20 protein-coding genes, 1 tRNA gene and 1 pseudogene are annotated in these 17,087 nt (G+C 37.3%); 16 read left to right on the forward strand and 6 right to left on the reverse strand.

Going from position 1 to position 17,087, the window contains the following annotated elements:
* Positions 1 to 12: 12 nt before the first annotated feature.
* The 3 genes from AY601_RS02205 to AY601_RS02215 all read left to right on the forward strand — a co-directional run bounded on the left by AY601_RS02205 (position 13) and on the right by AY601_RS02215 (position 3,109).
* Positions 13 to 723: an NTP transferase domain-containing protein gene (locus AY601_RS02205; protein WP_068395784.1), complete on the forward strand. Its 711-nt coding sequence runs from the start codon at positions 13 to 15 to the stop codon at positions 721 to 723.
* Positions 724 to 726: 3 nt separating this feature from the next.
* Positions 727 to 1,272 carry a class I SAM-dependent methyltransferase gene (locus AY601_RS02210; protein WP_068395787.1) on the forward strand — a complete coding sequence of 182 codons (546 nt, stop codon included), beginning with the start codon at positions 727 to 729 and terminating at the stop codon, positions 1,270 to 1,272.
* A gap of 601 nt (positions 1,273 to 1,873) precedes the next feature.
* The gene (locus AY601_RS02215; RefSeq protein WP_068395790.1) at positions 1,874 to 3,109 is read left to right on the forward strand and encodes a hypothetical protein; all 1,236 of its coding nucleotides are present in this window, start codon (positions 1,874 to 1,876) and stop codon (positions 3,107 to 3,109) included.
* Between the two features lie 368 nt (positions 3,110 to 3,477).
* Here AY601_RS02215 and AY601_RS02220 read toward each other — a convergent pair whose 3' ends face one another.
* Positions 3,478 to 4,170 carry a hypothetical protein gene (locus tag AY601_RS02220; RefSeq protein ID WP_068395793.1) on the reverse strand — a complete coding sequence of 231 codons (693 nt, stop codon included), beginning with the start codon at positions 4,168 to 4,170 and terminating at the stop codon, positions 3,478 to 3,480.
* Between the two features lie 279 nt (positions 4,171 to 4,449).
* Here AY601_RS02220 and AY601_RS02225 point away from each other — a divergent pair, with 279 nt between their 5' ends.
* The 4 genes from AY601_RS02225 to AY601_RS02240 all read left to right on the forward strand — a co-directional run bounded on the left by AY601_RS02225 (position 4,450) and on the right by AY601_RS02240 (position 6,951).
* On the forward strand, positions 4,450 to 4,713 hold the full coding sequence (locus AY601_RS02225; protein ID WP_068395796.1) for a helix-turn-helix domain-containing protein: 264 nt from the start codon (positions 4,450 to 4,452) through the stop codon (positions 4,711 to 4,713).
* 346 nt (positions 4,714 to 5,059) lie between these two features.
* Positions 5,060 to 5,473 carry a plasmid mobilization protein gene (locus tag AY601_RS02230; RefSeq protein WP_198163587.1) on the forward strand — a complete coding sequence of 138 codons (414 nt, stop codon included), beginning with the start codon at positions 5,060 to 5,062 and terminating at the stop codon, positions 5,471 to 5,473.
* Complete coding sequence (locus AY601_RS02235) at positions 5,454 to 6,476, forward strand: relaxase/mobilization nuclease domain-containing protein (protein ID WP_068395801.1); 1,023 nt, start codon at positions 5,454 to 5,456, stop codon at positions 6,474 to 6,476. Before AY601_RS02230 ends, AY601_RS02235 begins: the two co-directional genes overlap by 20 nt.
* A 52-nt stretch (positions 6,477 to 6,528) precedes the next feature.
* Positions 6,529 to 6,951 (forward strand): hypothetical protein, encoded by a 423-nt coding sequence (locus AY601_RS02240; RefSeq protein WP_068395804.1) that lies wholly within the window; start codon positions 6,529 to 6,531, stop codon positions 6,949 to 6,951.
* A 104-nt stretch (positions 6,952 to 7,055) separates the two neighbouring features.
* Here AY601_RS02240 and AY601_RS02245 read toward each other — a convergent pair whose 3' ends face one another.
* Positions 7,056 to 7,322, reverse strand: a complete 267-nt coding sequence (locus AY601_RS02245) for a helix-turn-helix domain-containing protein (protein ID WP_068395807.1) — start codon at positions 7,320 to 7,322, stop codon at positions 7,056 to 7,058.
* 413 nt (positions 7,323 to 7,735) lie between these two features.
* Here AY601_RS02245 and AY601_RS02250 point away from each other — a divergent pair, with 413 nt between their 5' ends.
* The 9 genes from AY601_RS02250 to AY601_RS02290 all read left to right on the forward strand — a co-directional run bounded on the left by AY601_RS02250 (position 7,736) and on the right by AY601_RS02290 (position 12,628).
* Positions 7,736 to 8,632, forward strand: coding sequence for a HEPN domain-containing protein (locus AY601_RS02250; RefSeq protein ID WP_068395810.1), 897 nt, complete (start codon positions 7,736 to 7,738; stop codon positions 8,630 to 8,632).
* Positions 8,625 to 8,987, forward strand: a complete 363-nt coding sequence (locus AY601_RS02255) for a hypothetical protein (RefSeq protein ID WP_068395813.1) — start codon at positions 8,625 to 8,627, stop codon at positions 8,985 to 8,987. Before AY601_RS02250 ends, AY601_RS02255 begins: the two co-directional genes overlap by 8 nt.
* A gap of 18 nt (positions 8,988 to 9,005) precedes the next feature.
* The gene (locus tag AY601_RS02260; RefSeq protein ID WP_157287644.1) at positions 9,006 to 9,299 is read left to right on the forward strand and encodes a hypothetical protein; all 294 of its coding nucleotides are present in this window, start codon (positions 9,006 to 9,008) and stop codon (positions 9,297 to 9,299) included.
* The gene (locus AY601_RS02265) at positions 9,286 to 10,035 is read left to right on the forward strand and encodes a hypothetical protein (protein WP_157287646.1); all 750 of its coding nucleotides are present in this window, start codon (positions 9,286 to 9,288) and stop codon (positions 10,033 to 10,035) included. Before AY601_RS02260 ends, AY601_RS02265 begins: the two co-directional genes overlap by 14 nt.
* A 10-nt stretch (positions 10,036 to 10,045) precedes the next feature.
* A complete protein-coding gene (locus AY601_RS02270) occupies positions 10,046 to 10,423 on the forward strand; it encodes a hypothetical protein (RefSeq protein WP_068395821.1) in 378 nt (125 codons plus the stop codon).
* A gap of 190 nt (positions 10,424 to 10,613) precedes the next feature.
* Positions 10,614 to 11,030, forward strand: coding sequence for a type VI secretion system tube protein TssD (gene tssD / locus AY601_RS02275; protein ID WP_068395824.1), 417 nt, complete (start codon positions 10,614 to 10,616; stop codon positions 11,028 to 11,030).
* Positions 11,031 to 11,045: 15 nt separating this feature from the next.
* Positions 11,046 to 11,435: a type VI secretion system tube protein TssD gene (tssD, locus tag AY601_RS02280; protein ID WP_068395834.1), complete on the forward strand. Its 390-nt coding sequence runs from the start codon at positions 11,046 to 11,048 to the stop codon at positions 11,433 to 11,435.
* Positions 11,436 to 11,438: 3 nt separating this feature from the next.
* The gene (locus AY601_RS02285) at positions 11,439 to 12,203 is read left to right on the forward strand and encodes a hypothetical protein (protein WP_068395837.1); all 765 of its coding nucleotides are present in this window, start codon (positions 11,439 to 11,441) and stop codon (positions 12,201 to 12,203) included.
* Positions 12,204 to 12,205: 2 nt separating this feature from the next.
* On the forward strand, positions 12,206 to 12,628 hold the full coding sequence (locus tag AY601_RS02290; RefSeq protein WP_068395840.1) for a hypothetical protein: 423 nt from the start codon (positions 12,206 to 12,208) through the stop codon (positions 12,626 to 12,628).
* Between the two features lie 226 nt (positions 12,629 to 12,854).
* Here the strand turns inward: AY601_RS02290 and AY601_RS25845 are convergent.
* The 4 genes and pseudogenes from AY601_RS25845 to AY601_RS02310 all read right to left on the reverse strand — a co-directional run.
* Positions 12,855 to 13,085, reverse strand: a pseudogene (locus AY601_RS25845) (tyrosine-type recombinase/integrase); the annotation flags it as partial.
* 106 nt (positions 13,086 to 13,191) lie between these two features.
* Positions 13,192 to 15,012 (reverse strand): reverse transcriptase/maturase family protein, encoded by a 1,821-nt coding sequence (locus AY601_RS02300; RefSeq protein WP_068395848.1) that lies wholly within the window; start codon positions 15,010 to 15,012, stop codon positions 13,192 to 13,194.
* A 548-nt stretch (positions 15,013 to 15,560) separates the two neighbouring features.
* Positions 15,561 to 16,583, reverse strand: a complete 1,023-nt coding sequence (locus tag AY601_RS02305; protein WP_232324682.1) for a site-specific integrase — start codon at positions 16,581 to 16,583, stop codon at positions 15,561 to 15,563.
* Positions 16,584 to 16,876: 293 nt separating this feature from the next.
* Positions 16,877 to 16,950 (reverse strand) — tRNA-Pro (locus AY601_RS02310).
* Positions 16,951 to 17,087: the final 137 nt, after the last annotated feature.

Below are 17,087 nucleotides of genomic sequence, written 5' to 3' on the forward strand. Positions count from 1 at the left end.
AATATCATTCTTATGACAACTAAAATTGAAACTGCTGTAGTTTTAGCTGCAGGGGCCGGAATCAGAATTAGGGAATTCTTTGATGTTCCAAAAGGGTTTATTAAAATTAATGATAGACCTATTATTGAAATTTCCGTAGAGAAATTAATAGCAGTAGGGATTAACAGAATTGTAATAGTAACAGGGTATAATCATAATTTTTATGAGACTCTGGCAATTAAATACCCTCTGATTGAATTGATTTTTAATGAAAAATATGCCTCCTGTAACCACTTGTATTCATTATGCTGTATAAAAGGAATTGTTAATGAAAGTTTTTTATTACTTGAATCAGATATCGTTTATGAACAACGGGCACTCGAAAAAATATTGGATATAGATGAATCAAATGCAATTATAGTCTCTGCAGTTAGCGGATCTGGGGATGAGGTTTTTGTTGAATCCAGAAATGAAAATCTTGTCAATATGAGTAAGGATTCAAAAAGCATTAATCAAATAACAGGGGAATTTATTGGTATATCATTATTTTCGATGCCCTTCTTTAATAAAATATTTGAACTGGCTGAAAAAGACATAACAAACTTGTCAACAGGATCATACGATACTAATGGAATTACCAGTGCGGCACAATATTTCCCTGTCTATTGCCTGTTGATACAAGATCTGATCTGGGTAGAAATTGATACTTACGAAATGTATGTGGACGCTATTAAAATTTTTTAATTTATGAACTGGCAAAAAATATGGGAAGATAAAGGAAATACCACCATCAATAATTTAAAGGAATTAGACGGGTTTGATCATACAAATATTGATGAAAGTTTGGTAGGTAAAGAAATCACGTCAATTTTAAAGATTCAGGAATCAGACAACGTTCTTGAAGTAGGGTGTGGAGCCGGCATGATTGCACAGTTCCTGAAATGTAACTATGTAGGAATTGATTATTCAAAGTCATTGGTTGAAAAACATATACAAATCCTTCATAATTCTGTTTTATATGGTCAGGCAAATGATCTCGTTTTTAAAGATAGAATATTTGATAAGGTTTTTGCCTTCAGTATTTTTCAATATTTCCCTGATAAGAAATACGCGCTGGAGGTTATCAGTGAAATGAAGAGGGTTTCAAAGGGCTCTATATTTATCGGGGACATTCCTTTATCATCACATCGGGAGGAACATTTACTCTTTGAACACAAAGATTTCGATGGCTGGGAAATTTATGAGGGATTTTATAACAATGAAAGATTTAATGCAATTTTGAAGGTAGGTTAGAATCCGCTTTTTATTTCCTGAAATTCCATAAATGAAAATAGGGTCGAAATAAAACAAAAAAAACCTTAAATCGTACGATTTAAGGTTTTTTGCCGACTTTTAAAAGTCAAATAGTCGGGGTGGCAGGATGCTTAACCCAACTCTTAAAATCTTGATTGTTAATCATATATCAAATAAAAATCAATTCAGGGAGCCTAATAGGGCACATATTGTTAGATATGTATTGCCTCAGTTTAGCGGACTAATGACCTATATTAATGATTATCAATGAACTACATGTAAATCTAGTTTTTTAACTATTAAAAAGCAAGTTTTTAAGAATAATTAATCTTTTTACATTGCTGCAATACTTACTGCCTATATTATTAAATTAGAAAATAACTTAATAAAAGCAGATTATCAGTTAGACTTACGGTTGATTAATTATTCCTATAGATAGAATAATGTAAAACTGCTTGTTGAGGATTGGAGAAAATAGCTATTGCGGATAGTAAATAAGTAGATAGTATAGTTTAAGAAGACAACAAAAAAAACTTATTCTTGGGAAGTGAATAATAATAGAAAAAAAATATTTTATATTGCCATTCAAAATTAACCTCTCGTGGATAAAAATCTAGCAAAGTTTAAAAAAAATAACTCAAGTGTTAATGTTGTAAAAGAAACAGAACATTTAAATATTGAAAATTTGTGGGCTGATTCAACATTTATGTGCCGGTTTTCAAATAATGAAGACTTTAGTTCTTTAGCCAATGTTTTTCTGCCCGCAGAATTGGCTGCGCTTTACCATTCTGATACAAAAACTATTGAATTTATTTATGCTCCAATTGATAAGGATCATAAGTTGATAAGTAGAAAATTTAATTTTTATTATAAAGGAATTGAATTTACTGCAGAATTCAAAGAACCTTCAGAAGCATTAGTGTTGTTAGCCACCGCATTTAGAGAAGTCGGCTTAGGTTCGTCTACCAATTATCGAAATTTGGTTAAGTTCCGTGATTTTTATAAAAAGGATACAATGCCAAATTTTGTCAAAAATTATTTTGGTGAGAAAGTGCCAATAGTTTTTAGTATATCTGGTGACTTTGATGCATTGGAGCTTGATTTCGTGAGCTTTTCTAAGAATCTGAATTTTTATCTTGATTTCTATGATAGAAAGTCACCTTGGATTTTAATTTATGAACAAGACAGGGAAGCTGAAACATATAACTTACCTTGCTATAGTAATGGAGATGAGTTTCCTTCAATATTAAATACAAGAGAAATAGACCCTGTATTAGTGGATTTATTTGGTGTTGCCAAGATGACTTCAAACAGCAGATTGAAGTTTTTGTTTTATTTTCAAGTTCTTGAATATTGTTCATATTATCATCTTACCGAGGAATTTAAAAAAAAATTGACTAATATTATAAAGAGACCAGACTTGCTTGTTAATTCATCTTATTATGGCAAGCTAATTACTGAGGAATTTAAGGATAATTTCAAAATGAATGATGATTCTGTTAAATTAGAAAAGTTGATCGTTGAATATGTTGTTTTTGATGATATAAAGATGGAAATACAAGACAATGCTGAATATTTCAAAAAAGATATAGTATTTGATGGTGGTTTTGTTATTGGGGGATTAATTAGTAATATCGAAGAACTTAACAGTCCACCCAAGCAAATTCTAAAAACAATTAAAACAAATATTGAAAAAATACGTAATGTATTAGTTCATATTCGAGAAAGTAGAGAAAATAAAATTATTTTGCCAACCAAAAGAAATACCAATTTATTATTACCATATTTGCACTTAGTAAAAAGAATTGCAGAAAAGGTAGCTATACAGTATGAATAACTATTTAAACATAAATATCATGGGAAACGATTAAAAAAAAACCAAAAAAACTAATTTAATTATTTAAAACCAAACCCTCTTTAAGAGGGTTTTTTAGTTAATGTATCTGGTACTTTTAGGCTAGTATAAATTCTAATCCTACAAGGACAACAAACTTAAAAATGACTAACGAATTTATTAGTTGATCAAGTAGGCATAAAATAATAGAATTTAGACCGAAGTATAGATGAAAAAATGTGATAATTTATACTCGATACAATTTGGTCAGAACTCGTTATTTGTCAATGTCCAATTCCTTCACCACTTTAAAACATAAAATTCTAGTAGCAAGTTTGTATAATAGAAAAGATTGAACATTTTCAAGCTTCTTATATGCGGTGAATCCATTTTAAAGCCCTTTCTAATAATTCATCCGCTGGTCTATCTGAATAATATTTTGAGGCATATTCATAAAATCGATTCCTTGTATCAGGGTGATTAAATTCCATTACTGTTAATATCAACATCGGCCATCTTTTGGTTTTGGTCATGAAGCCATATAATGGTAAATATGGCGGTGCATAATAAAGCGAGTTGGTAACAAGTTTTTCATATAATGATTTGTTAAAAATGCGCTTGAAATCCCTTACCACATCAAAAGCAATTACATTCTTACACCCTTGGAGCAACACATCACCAAAAGCCGGATTTCCCTCATCCCAAAAAAAGGTATGTAGATAATCAATAAATCCTTTCTCCATGATATCACATAAGTCTTTACTGTAATAGGTATAGGCGGTTTTAAAAAGTTCAAGAGAGAAATTGTCTTTATATTTTTCGATGATAAAGCTGATGACTTCATTTTCCCGTTCAATAATTTCATCTATTGTTGGTGCTTTACTTCCCACGCCCGGAACTGTAAGCAAATAGCGTGGTTTTGAAAAAAGTTCAAAATAATAGCTCTTAAAATAAATTGGTTTCCTTTCATACGTCACTTGTACGTATAAGGGATAGGTCAGTTGCCCGTGGAAATCCACTTGTTTAAGCCGATCATTTAGATATGTTTTGAAACTAATTTTCATTTTTTATAAAAATTTTATTTGTGTCCTTTTGCATTATTTTAAGGCTTTCAGGATTTACCATTTTCTATTTTAACTATCAAATCTAATCAAAGGTCATCAATATAAATTCCAGTCTTTGCTGATATAACAATTCAAATATACTGATTTGTTATGATGTATTTTATATTACCATAACAATAATCTACCTTTGTTTCATTGGAGCTATAAATACTTGCAAATGATATGGGTTAGCATTCTCCAAGAATAGTGATTTATTTTTTAACCTTAACAGTTTATCAGATGACAGCGATTGAATTGATTACAAAAGAAGACTTAAAAACATTTAGAACAGAATTGCTAAATGATATTAAGGGGTTACTAAAACCGGGAATGGGTGAACAAAAGCAATGGCTGAAAAGCTACGAGGTTAGAAAGTTGCTGAACATTTCGCCAGGCACCTTACAAACATTACGGATTAACGGGATTTTGCGTTTTAGTAAAATTGGCGGCATGCTGTATTATAAATTGGAAGACATCCACCGCTTATTGGAAGAAGGGAGCTAGTGATCTGGATATACCGTTAGGCAGCTATATAGCTTAGCAGCTCTACAGCTGGGATATGATAACCCAGTCATTTGGCCGCTCGGTTGAGCGAGCGAAAAGACAGAAAAAGGAGCTGGGAAACCCGGCAAAGTTGGCACCCTGCCGCTCCTTTCAGGAGGCGGCAGTGCATGGAAATCGCAGGACGTAAGGCGAAGCTTTCAGCACGCCATACTATGCGATTTGTAGGAAGCAAGTTTGTGTATTTGGTACCCAAATACTCCGTTCAGCCAAGGGGCTGGAACGGAAACTTGCTTCCTGCTCCCGATGGTCGCCGGAAGGCCGGCAAGACACTTAAAGCATGAGAACTATGACCAGTACTATATCAAAGAGCGGTCAAAATGACCAGCTCGATAAGCCAAAGAAAAGTGCCAAAGGCAGGGGAGGGGCACCGAAGAAGAGAATCAGGCGTGAAGTGCATGTTAAGGTACGGCTTAAGACTACAGAACGTTTCCTGATTGAATCCAAAGCGAGGCAAGCAGGTATGCGGATAAGCGACTGGGTTAGGGAAGCCACCCTGAAAGCAAAAGTAGTATCACGGTTGACAGCCGAAGATAGGCGAGTTTTACACATGCTGGCGGGCATGGCAAATAATCTGAACCAATTGACTAAACTGGCACACACCAGTGGTATGCTGTCCATTGCAATCAGGTGCAGTTCATTACTGGAAGAAATAGATCAGGCACTTAAATATTTGAATAGCGATGATGGGAAAGATACCTAAAGCGGGCAAAAGTTTTAAAGGTTGCGTAGAGTATTGCGTGCTGAAAAACGATGCGGAAATTCTGGATGCTAATGGCGTACGAATTGATCAGGTCGCTCACATTACCAGCGATTTTAACATGCAGCGGAAAATGCGCCCAAGTCTGGGGCAGGCAGTTGGACATATTGCGTTGAACTGGAGTCCGGAGGATGCACCAAAGTTGACCGATGAATTGATGGTCAATATCGCCAAAGAATACTTGCAGAAGATGAATATCACCGATACACAGGTGCTGATGATCAGGCATCACGATACCAAACATCCACACCTGCATCTTATTTACAACCGTGTTGATAATCAGGGAAAGCCGATTAGTGATGCCTATCAGCGGTGGAAAAATGTAAAAGCCAGCAAAGCACTCACCTTAAAATATAGTTTCCATATGGGTGAAGGAAAGGCAAAGGTCAACCGTCCGCAGCTTAAAGGAGCCGATAAGGTGAAATATGAACTCCGCGATAAGATTAAAGCCATATTGCCAAAAGTCATCAGCATGGACGAACTCCAAAAGCAGTTGGGTAAACAAGGAATTGGGATGATGTATAAATACAAGAGTGGAACCGCAGAGGTGCAGGGAGTTAGTTTTACTAAAGGTAAATACCAATTCAAAGGATCGGAAATCGACCGCAGTTTGAGCTATGGAAAAATGATTAAGGTTATAGCAGACCGTATGCAGGCACAGCAAGGGCAATCGCAAAAGGAAAAAAAAGAGCAGCCGAAAAGCCTTGCCGATCATTTAAGAGAAGTGATAGAATCAACTTACCTAAAGTCCGAACCCGAAACTCACTACCTGTGGGAACAACCGGAAATCAATTACTTGCAGTCAGAATCACAGGTCAATTACATGAACAAAATATTACCTGATCCATTCTTACCGGAAATTCATATTTCGGATGACGTAGACGATGAAGCCATACATGGCCGTAATAGGCAGCGTAAGGGGCAAGCCCACACAAATAGGCGGTAAATAAGCTAACTAATCAATTTATTTATAACATTTTGAAGAAAGGAGTGAAAATATGAACAATCAACAAACACCTGAAAAAACAGTAATAGATGAAGTAGTTGAAAGCCTGATTAAAAGGACAGAGCTACTGGAAAAAGAGCAGTTAGTAAAGAATGAGGTGTTATTGGCAAAGGAAAAAGAGACACAGGCTTTATTAGCTAGCTTTGATAGCAAGTATAGTAATATAGTTATTCAAGCCCCAAAACCGGATATGTCCGGGGTAACCGCTGAATTGTTTAGAAGTTTAACGGACATAAAGGAAACTATTGAAAAATGGCAGAAGCCGCTAAAGAAAGAATATCGCATTACGTTATTTCCAGAACAGCTAAGAAGTGTGGAATATGTCAGGGCAGTTTTAACCAGATTAATCTTGGGTTTCATTGGTTTGGTATTTTTGATTTTCACTTACCTGCTCATGAATAAGTATATCCAATAAATTTTTTGAATATTTATTTAGAAACTTGTGCGCCGTGATTTCTGAAAGACTCAATAGATTAAAGAAAAGCGTACCTAGTTACGCTTTTCTTTAATGTGATCTGGCTATTTCTGAGACTCCTCATTTTGTGAAACAGGAAAAGCCTTTTTAGGTAAAAATTCTTGCGGTGAAATACCCCAGTGATCTGCAAGTCTATTGATATGATTTAGATTATATTTTGCATTATGCTCAAGATTCTCGATTTTATTAATGAAGCTACGGTCTACCCCAAGTATAAAGCCTAAATCCTCTTGGGTAAGTTTTTTCTCAGTCCTAATTTTTAATACAAAATCCACGACAAACTGTTCTACATCCGTTAAAGTCTTTTCCATTCTTCGAACCAATGAAAAAAATATAAGCAAAAGGTGACATATATGTCACCTTTTGCTTATATTTGATTTGAGCTTATTAAATGTGGGGTGAAGTTTTGATCAAACCTCTTTTTTGTTTTGCTCAAACATCTATTTAACCAGAATTGATTTATGATTTAACATTTTTTGAATATTTATTTTAAGAGTCTTGCGGCGATTATCTGAGGCCGTATCGCAGGACAGCAGAATATCCCATGATCTATGCTTAGATATGCTATCTTTGCACATCAAGATAGATTTGGGGTCTGCTGTAATCCCGTGTTACGTAAGGCCTCAGAAACTTTAAGTCGCCACGGTTGGCAGATCCCAAATTTATCATCTCCAATTATCCAAGACTCATTTGAACAGTTTATTAACTATAAATGAGATGATATATGGAAATGTACCCCTTGTTCCCAACAGATGAACATTCTTTTTATTTTAAGATATTCGTCAAATCACTAATTCAAAAATTCTTACCTCAACAAATTTTCTGCTTTGCAAAAAAGAGTTTATTAAAGCAATCACATGGCTGTTTTATCGATTCTGGAAATGACTATGATAGTCATTACTGCTTATTGATCGTAATGGAAACTACTACACGAATTGATCACGAGATACAGGAATTTGCTAATGTTCATTACAAGCATGGTGTAATTATTATTCTTTGCCACGGAAAAGAAACTATCCTGGAAGCCATGAAGGCCAATAACAGGTTCTTCATTACGGTTTTTAATACAGGACATTTAGTATACAGCCATGACGGTATGACCGGGCCAGATTTCCCGGTCAGGTTTATCCCTACACAAGCCGGGATAAAAGCTAAAAAACAGCTACAGCATCGAACGCCATTAATTGAGGGTTTTCTTACTGGCGCATATCAATGTTTGATCAATGGGCAATATAATATATGCACTTTCATGCTTCACCAGACTATAGAACAATGTTGTATTGTGCTGATTAGAGTGCATATAGCATACCGTTCAGAGATTCATAATTTAAAACGTCTTTTAAACCTCTGTAAATGCTTTTCCAGCAAACCTTTTAAAACATTACTATCAGGAACCTCTGAGGATGAAAGACTATTTGAAATTTTGATTAAAAGCTATTCGGAAGCACGTTATGGGGATCATTTCTCAGTTGAATCTGAGGATGCACAGCACTTATATGATAGGATTACAGATTTTGTAAGTCTTGTCAAAGCGATGTGTAAAGAGAAAATTCAGAAACTGGAAAACGAGGCCGCTTTATACAAAAGAGTAATGCAGGAAAGTGAGGTTATAAATGGATAAGCCGGATATAGAAGTCTCACTTTGCAATAAACGGTTCTTAATGCTCCCTTTTCAGAAAGGAACCAGAATCCTGCTGCGTCAAACAGTTGATCTGTATTCAAATTTAGCTTCATTGCAGTTTCCTAAAAATCAAGATCAGGTGCGTGTAGTCTCTTATAAGGGTGGGATCTTATTACTGGCTGTAATTGTACCGAAGGCAATAGAACAGCGTGTATCTATCAAGGTTACAGAAGATTTTCTACTGGTCAGTTGTAGTTCACATCAAGGTGAAAAATATCTCAGCTATTATGCCAGTTTATCGCTGAACTACTTGCTGTGCAAGGGTGATTCAGCAGATTTCCAAGAATTTTATTAAAAGCTACCCGTGATGAAAATGAAGAAAATTAAAAAACAATTGAACTATCAGCCGAGTGGTCTGACAGCCGATCAGATGGAAAATCCAGTAAGATTGATGTCTTATTTTTTTGCAGACTTCCCCATCCATGAGACAAGAGACAATTTATGGGAACTATACAAAGCCTGGATTTATCATTCCGCAGCATATAGGGATGAAGACCTAACAAAGAATATGATGTGTTTTTACACCCAGTTCCTGGAAATGGTCAATGCCTGTTATGTCTATGCTGAAATGACAAAACCTAAAAAAATGATTGATGAAACGAATTAACAAGCAACAAATCATAGTCCCTTTAGAATTTAGCGTGGCCTGTGCGATATATAAAGTTGAGATTGTGGAGGTATTACAGGTTTTCTCCGACCATGTAAGGCTATATGATACTATGCGTGAGGATTATTGCGAAGGGTTTTCAGAGGCCACCAGAACCGTTGGTTCTTATGTAAGGGCAAAAAGGAAACGGCCTGTGCATAGCAAAGCCATGAGGAATTGCGGCGCATTACTCATATCCTGTCTATCAAATATTAAAGTATTGGCCACAAAAAAGGCTGGCCTGACCGCTATTAAAAGAGAGAAAACCCGCCCCCTTGTCAACATGATTTTTGATGCAATGGAACGGATTTATACCATTTCAGACACCTTATACCTTGATGAATATTCCGCTATCAAATTGAACAAAGATTTTTGCGTACTCTGTGAAGCTCATAATTGTTATCCCAAGGAATTTCTGGAATATTTTATGGGCAGAATTTCAGCAGCAGATGCCCATGCCCATAAAGGGTTAAAGCTCACCTATGATAATTTTACTTTTTCTTTGTTCTCAAATATAGCAGAAGGTTTTGGAGGAAATAACCCGAAAGCCTATCGATTAACAGAAACCGAACTCAATTTCTTTGGGAGAATGGAGGAATTACATTTGGGACTCTACATCATACGTAATCTGGAGGAACGCACAAATATTTTAAGAGAAATTTACCTCGCACACTATCTGGCTACCACTCAAAACTAAACTTACCATTATGGAAACAGCAATTAACCTTACCCTACCAGAAGACTTTGACATACTTTGCAGTATTTACCAGATTAAGCCAGAGGTGCTTATACAGCAATTCATCAATCAGGTTTCTTTTCCTTCTTATTTTAGTAACCCGACTGGAAGCGATTGCTGGGCAACCCTCTGTTTCCTCAATTTCATTGATGTGGAGAGTCCAAAATTCCAGGTGAATGAAGATTTGGGAATTCACTACCTAACTTTATTCAAGAAAGCGATCAGGTACAACCTTGTTACTAGCCCAGAGGACAAAGTTAAAGCTGTAAATAGTGGAAGAAAAGTTATCAGGCAATGGTTAAAAGCCGTATTGGCTGAACGTACCAAATATATAACTGATAGTTTATGACTTGCTTTCATCTTATCAATTAAACAGTCAAAATGGCTCCTAAGATAACTAGAGAATGACCCTAATGATGTAAGTTGGTTTGAGATAATTTATTTCTTTTGGAGTTGTTTGTTAAATCAATTGTGATAAATTTTAGTTACATTGAAAATAATTATCCATTTAGATCATTGTATACTTAATTTAACTGCCTATGTCTTCCTTTAAATCGATTTTAAGTCTTAGTAGTGTACATGAGGCATCAACACCGATAAATTCCAAAACGTATAATCTAATGCACAGTGAGTTTAGCTTGAATCAATCCACTCAACAGGATGGGAAAGCAGTAGGCTTAGTGGCAGGTGGGACAATTATTCTCCATTTAGATCACTTTGTAGATCAAAACCTAACAAAATGGGCTTTTGGTCACCGTGAGCGAAAAAACGGTCTATTATCATATCTGGATATTACAGGAATTGCATTTAACAAAATTGCATTTAAAGATGCTTGTTGTGTTGCGTGTTATTTGAGTTACTCTAAGTTCGGGGATAACAATATAGTTACCACATTAGTGATTCAGGCTAACGAAATAGAGTTAAATGGAGTTGTTCACAAGAATGAATGGAAATAGTTAAATCAAAATGTTATGAACGTTAAAGCAATCTTATCAGTTGGAATTGAAAAATACGAGTTAGTGCATCTTGATTTTTCTGTCGAACAGGCAGTTGACGATAAAATGCAACCTCAACACGAGGTTTATGGTGGTTTCTTTGAAATGGAAATCGCTCAACAAATAAATGCCTTAACTTATAAATGGATGGTTAACAATTTTGAACAGCGCGATGGTAAAATTGATTTCAAAGATGAAGGCGGACAAACTATGCACACAATCCATTTTACGAAAGGTTATTGTGTGAATTACCGTCAGCAGGTTAGTGCGACAGGGAATCAAAGTTTAACTACTTGGTTAACTATCTCGGCTGGTAAAGTCATGTTTAACAATATTGAACTGGATAATAATTGGGTAAAGAATTAGGCCATGGGTAAACAACAAGAACATGGGGTCAATCAAGCACCCTATAGGGTATATAGCTTAATTGAATTTCAAAGACTAGGCCGTTTGGGCATTTGGCCGGGTGCCAATGTGGAAGGCATCGGTTATGTTCATCAGGGAAGGCCAATCCCTAAATATATATCCGTTTACGCCTCAAAATGGACAAAAGGAACTCAACCAAAAAGAACATCCCTATTAGATAAAGTTAATTCTGGTGTTTTATATGGAGGAATTGCTGCAGGTATATCAGAACACGGTAAATTTGGGTCTATTGCTTTGCGGTACAAGGGTGGATTTAATCCGGTATATTATCGGTATAGCCCGAAGTTGGGAGCAGGCTATAGAGGGGGAAGCAGGGCTGCAATTGAGACGTTTCAAATTAGTGGTAATGGGGGAGTAGGGCACGTGGTAGGCAATACGATTGCCGTTGCGGGTATGGGAATTTCTTTTTATGTTGGAGTTGATTCCTATATGAAGGACGATAATGCCGGAGTTCGAAAGGCAATTGTCGACATCATTATGACTAGAGTTGGAATGATGAGTCCAATCGGATTCGTTATTAGTTCAGTATATTTTTTAATTGACCCTTTAGATCCAAATAGTCGTAATAGTGAAACGCGTAACCAAGAAATAACACCAATAGACAACCTTAGCGTTGATAAAAAAATCATGACCCCAGATGAGCAGGCGGCAATGAAAATGAGACAATTGAACAAAATAGAAAGACCAATTATTAAACGTAAATTTTAAAAATGTTAGACACCATAAAAAAAGCATACCGTTATTATTTCTATAGAATGTATTTATTTTATTTAAAGAGGTGGAATAATAGCAGGGGAATGGGAATATGGATGAGTCAAGCAGCTATGATGGGTACATTTATGGCAAATTTTGCTACATTATTTATAATATGGGTAAACATTTTTAAGATTAATAGAACTAACCTTTTGCCGGATTATAAGACGCATAAGCCACAAATTATTGTTGCTATTATTATCATAAATACCATTTTTTTAATATTCAATAGATTTATTTTGATAGATAAATTCGACGAAATCGTTCACGAATTTAAGAATGAGGATAAAAAGACCCATATAACCAGAGGATGGATAGTTACGATATATGAAATTGGCTCTTATGTTGCTCTTTTTGGATTAATGTTGGCTACAATTTGACGGGTAATAATAGAAATCTCCCCTCGCTCACTTGCGGCCTGCGGAACCCCATGCTCATGCCTCTGCGTTCCCGCTTTTGCATCTACGGAGTGGTAGCAGTGAGTTTCCTGTTTTCAAGTTTGGCTGTGCGAGGTCGGGCGGTACACATCTACTTGTACCTTTAATAAATCAACTGGAGCTGTCTCTGAAATTAATTAATAAACCTTTGTTTTGTTGTGAAGAATAATCATGCTTCTAATTTCTCCCTCAGTCTGGCCATATCTCCTCCTAGCTTGCTATCTACTACTTTACTGTAGATTTGTGTCGTGCTAAGTTTTTTATGCCCCAGCATCCTGCTAATAGTCTCTATGGGTACACCATTGGTTAGGGTAACAGTAGTTGCAAAGGTATGCCTGGCAATATGGAAGGTCAAAGGCTTGGTAATTCCACAAATGTCCGCAATCTCCTTTAGTGGGCTAGGCCAACAGCGCTTTGCCACCTTGCGGTGGTAAGTCTCTGCTAACCCGCCCCCGAACCGTACGTACATGTCTCCATGTATACGGCTCTCCATTGTCAACATAACTTTACTTATCATAGCTTTTATGGATTAATGCATCACAGCCTTGACAGACTGCGAGTGTTTTACGATGGCGTTTGATCATCACTGCATTCCATTTGGTATCAGCTTTAAGCTGATTAATGTTACGTACGTGATGCATCACGAGGTCTCCCATTACACCGCAAAGTTCACACTTTCTCTCTCTGAGCCTTTCCACAAGTGTGGGGGCAGGAAGATACATGGTATTGGGAGCCTTGTCGTAATAATTATCCTCGTAGATGTCTTTGAAGCGTTTACATCTGAATCCCCCATTATACCACACTCTTTGTTTCGCGTTGCCTTTATTATCCCTATAGGGGATGACCACATCCGTCCCGTCTCTATACTTCTCAAGTATTTGTCCGACAGTTCTTTTGTGCTTACGGCCGAGCGTTTTGAGCATGCTATATTTCATGAAGTAATTGAACTTCCATCCCCGATAGCCGATGTTGTCTGCGATGGAATAGTAGTTGTAGAATCCCCGCAATTCAAGATTGTATTGCGCCATGATATCTGCATCTTGCCTATTCACCATATACTTGCGAGACGATGGCTTAAGCGTTTGTTTCCTGTCTACTTGTGTGATAAGCACAGCGTTATAGGACTGAAGTCGCTTAAGTACGGTTTCGTAAGATAAATTTAAGACAATTGTTCCTGACCACGGACGGCGCTGTAGTCCACATCGTGTACGCGTGTGGTCCATGGACCGGCGTGCAGTGATTTCGTATCCAAGGAATTTTGCGGGTTCTTGTGCGCTGGTAATCAAAGTCTTCTCTTCAGACATTTCCAATTTGAGTTTTTCACTCATGAAAGTGGTAATATCAGCTTTGATTTTTTCACATTCTCCCTTGCTGCCGATTACTCCGATGAGGAAGTCATCAGCATACCTTATGTACTTCAATCTTTTGAACGTGTCATCCATGTCCCTTGTTGCTGGAATATCCAGCATTTCCGTACGCATTTCGGCCATTTTCAATTTCAGTTCAGCTTTGCGGTTTTCATCCGTTTCCGCTTCCAGTTTCCATCGTAATGCATTTCTCTGATTCCGGTTACGCTGATACTCAGTGGTTAGTCTACGTGATTTGCCTTTATTGAAACTTTCTGCATACTGTTTTACATACTTATCGAACTTGTCAAGGTAGATGTTAGCCAGGATAGGACTAATGATTCCGCCTTGCGGTGTTCCTGAGTAGGTATTGTTGTATGTCCAGTTCTCCATATAGCCAGCATTCAGGAACTTACGGATTAAACGCAGGAAACGATCATCAGAGATACGTTCTCTGAGGATATCGATCATTACATTATGGTTGATATTATCAAAGAAACCTTTGATATCGCCCTCAATAAACCATCGTGTTCCCTTGAATGTAACCTTAATGTCCCTTAATGCCGTGTGGCAGCTTCTGTTGGGACGGAAGCCATGTGAGGTGTCTTCAAATTGCCCCTCATAGATGGCTTTCAGAATCATATGTACCACTTCCTGCACGAGTTTATCCTCAAAAGAGGGAATACCCAACGGGCGTTTCGTTCCATTCTTCTTGGGTATATACACCCGGCGGGCAGGATGAGGCTGATACGATTCGTCTCTCAGACTTGCCACAAGTTTCTGAATGCGGTGAATGCTCATTCTGTCGACGGTTCTGCCGTCGGTGCCCGGCGTCATATTACCTTGATTGGCATATTTACGCTGATAGGCGATGAAAAACATTTCCTCATTAAACAGAATTCGGTAGAGCCTTTGGTAACGGTAGCCCGAATCTTTGCTATGTTCGCATAAAGCGTTTAATACTTGCACTGGATCTCTCATACGTCTCACACGTTTTCCTTAGTTTGTATTAAGTTGACAACTGCTTCCCTTCGCCATGTACAGGGTATTACCCTGCTCGGACTACTACGGAAGCTCCGTTTCCATATCGGGTATTCAGTATCTTTATACATAGCCCTTTTTTTTTTATATATGGGCATCCCGACTTAGGAAATCCCCGTTTAGCTTCGTAATGACTGTTAGCGCGACAGACTGTCGGATGCGACTTTCGTTCTTTTCTCCGCTTATTGCGGTTGTGCCGTAGCGGTGTTCTATGCTCTCAAAGGCTACCTGTCAATTGAGATAGCTACGGTGTGACAATACAACTGCCTTTCGTCACAGGTTCAACATGCCCCACTGAACTATCATTCAACCAGTATAGGCTTCATCCTCGTGTCTGTCTTTCTCCCCAGCAATGCACTCGCCTTTGGCAATTAAAGCGGCCATGCTGTAAACCGACATGCTACACTCCCTATCAGGTTTCCCCTCCAGATAAGTCGGTCGGGAGTAGACTTGGAACCTAGTCTAGTCTCTTGCTAAAGAGACATTCATTACGCAACCTTTACGGGCGCACAATATCCATTTAACTTCTGATTCGACATCACAGGCAGAACTTTACCCTCTGCTAATGTTTGTGGATGCTTTCTGTATTTTTCAATGATATGAAGTGCTTTAGGTAATAATGGCACCGTTACCGGGGTATGGGTTTTTTGCCTAGTGGTTTTTATCCAAAATTCGCCTTCTGCAACTTCGACAATATGCTGAGGTTTTAAATTGAATACATCAATATAGGCCAGTCCGGTATAACAACTGAATACAAACAGGTCTTTAATAGTTTGCAAACGTGAAATAGACATGGTTTTCGCCTCTAGGTTTGCCAGTTCCCATTCAGTTAAGCATTCACGTTCTACCTTTTCAAATTTTAGCTGGTAGGCATTAAATGGGTTTCTTTCCAGCCATTCCAGTTTTACCACAAGATTGATCATCTTACATAAACGTTCAAGGTGTTTCATTACCCCGTTATTTGCCATTGCTGATAAACCGTTTTTATCTTCTACCTGACGCAGATACATTTCAAGGTCGGTAATGAATTTATAATTTAGCTCTGAGAGGAATTTATCATCTGTACCCTGCTTTTCTTTAAGGAACTGTAGGATATACTTTTGGGTCGTGTAATAGTTTTTCATTGTTCCCCATTCCAGATTGTCCTTTTCCTGCTGGTTGTGGTAATCAATCAGTTTGGAAATGGTGAGGTCCTGCTGGTCTTTTCCTAAGAACTTATCCTTAATCAGGTCGGCAGTAATTAATTTTTTCTGCAACAGCAGCGTTTGATAGCTTTCAACAATTCCTGATCTGAATTTCTCCAGGTAATTATTAAGCAGAGTCATTTCCTGTCTGCTCCCTTTTGCCATTCCTTTTTTTGCATTCCAGTTATCCTCTTCAATTGTCCGTTTGGTTGCAATATCAGACCGTTTACCATTTACTGTAATCCGGGCGTAGATAGGTGTCTTTCCGTTACTGGTAGTCTTATATTTTCTCAAATAGAAGATTACGCCAAATGTGTTCTGCTGCATACTCATATCATTAAATTTGTTTACAAATGTTTTGTCATTGGCTTTAATGGTATTGTACCCTGTTTCAAAAGGGGCACAACAGACATCAAAAACAAGCAAAATAAAATATATAATTTATTGATAATCAAATAGATAAATTCTGATTAGTGCCCTAATATAAATATTATAAATGGGGCACCGAATAGGGCACGTTTTTCTTGATTTCGATTGATATAGATAGGGTTGAAATAAAACAAAAAACCCCTTAAATCTTTGATTTTAAGGGGTTTCGGTGCCTGTTAGCACTTTTTGTGTCGGGGTGGCAGGATTCGAACCTACGACCTCCTGCTCCCAAAGCAGGCGCGATACCGGGCTACGCTACACCCCGAAAAATTGGTATCACCTTTGTCCCTCTTGCGAAGGGTCTGCAATCCTGCAGAGACCAGACTTCAAACGATCATAAATGATCTTTCTGATTTGGTGTGCAACAAAGGTAAGTAAAGAATTGACATTTTTATCGCTCAC

Origin of the sequence: Pedobacter cryoconitis (assembly GCF_001590605.1) — a bacterium.
Classification (GTDB): Bacteria; Bacteroidota; Bacteroidia; order Sphingobacteriales; family Sphingobacteriaceae; genus Pedobacter; species Pedobacter cryoconitis_A.

Excerpts from the sequence above, each read along its gene's own strand:
- AY601_RS02235 (WP_068395801.1), top strand. The coding sequence starts at position 5,454 with ATGATGGGAAAGATACCTAAAGCGGGCAAAAGTTTTAAAGGTTGCGTA.
- AY601_RS02305 (WP_232324682.1), bottom strand. The coding sequence starts at position 16,583 with ATGCAGCAGAACACATTTGGCGTAATCTTCTATTTGAGAAAATATAAG.
- AY601_RS02285 (WP_068395837.1), top strand. The coding sequence starts at position 11,439 with ATGGGTAAACAACAAGAACATGGGGTCAATCAAGCACCCTATAGGGTA.
- AY601_RS02205 (WP_068395784.1), top strand. The coding sequence starts at position 13 with ATGACAACTAAAATTGAAACTGCTGTAGTTTTAGCTGCAGGGGCCGGA.
- AY601_RS02260 (WP_157287644.1), top strand. The coding sequence starts at position 9,006 with ATGAAGAAAATTAAAAAACAATTGAACTATCAGCCGAGTGGTCTGACA.
- AY601_RS02250 (WP_068395810.1), top strand. The coding sequence starts at position 7,736 with ATGGAAATGTACCCCTTGTTCCCAACAGATGAACATTCTTTTTATTTT.
- AY601_RS02220 (WP_068395793.1), bottom strand. The coding sequence starts at position 4,170 with ATGAAAATTAGTTTCAAAACATATCTAAATGATCGGCTTAAACAAGTG.
- AY601_RS02270 (WP_068395821.1), top strand. The coding sequence starts at position 10,046 with ATGGAAACAGCAATTAACCTTACCCTACCAGAAGACTTTGACATACTT.
- AY601_RS02230 (WP_198163587.1), top strand. The coding sequence starts at position 5,060 with ATGACCAGTACTATATCAAAGAGCGGTCAAAATGACCAGCTCGATAAG.
- AY601_RS02225 (WP_068395796.1), top strand. The coding sequence starts at position 4,450 with ATGACAGCGATTGAATTGATTACAAAAGAAGACTTAAAAACATTTAGA.
- AY601_RS02240 (WP_068395804.1), top strand. The coding sequence starts at position 6,529 with ATGAACAATCAACAAACACCTGAAAAAACAGTAATAGATGAAGTAGTT.
- AY601_RS02290 (WP_068395840.1), top strand. The coding sequence starts at position 12,206 with ATGTTAGACACCATAAAAAAAGCATACCGTTATTATTTCTATAGAATG.
- AY601_RS02210 (WP_068395787.1), top strand. The coding sequence starts at position 727 with ATGAACTGGCAAAAAATATGGGAAGATAAAGGAAATACCACCATCAAT.
- AY601_RS02300 (WP_068395848.1), bottom strand. The coding sequence starts at position 15,012 with ATGAGAGATCCAGTGCAAGTATTAAACGCTTTATGCGAACATAGCAAA.
- tssD (WP_068395824.1), top strand. The coding sequence starts at position 10,614 with ATGTCTTCCTTTAAATCGATTTTAAGTCTTAGTAGTGTACATGAGGCA.
- tssD (WP_068395834.1), top strand. The coding sequence starts at position 11,046 with ATGAACGTTAAAGCAATCTTATCAGTTGGAATTGAAAAATACGAGTTA.
- AY601_RS02265 (WP_157287646.1), top strand. The coding sequence starts at position 9,286 with ATGAAACGAATTAACAAGCAACAAATCATAGTCCCTTTAGAATTTAGC.
- AY601_RS02245 (WP_068395807.1), bottom strand. The coding sequence starts at position 7,322 with ATGGAAAAGACTTTAACGGATGTAGAACAGTTTGTCGTGGATTTTGTA.
- AY601_RS02255 (WP_068395813.1), top strand. The coding sequence starts at position 8,625 with ATGGATAAGCCGGATATAGAAGTCTCACTTTGCAATAAACGGTTCTTA.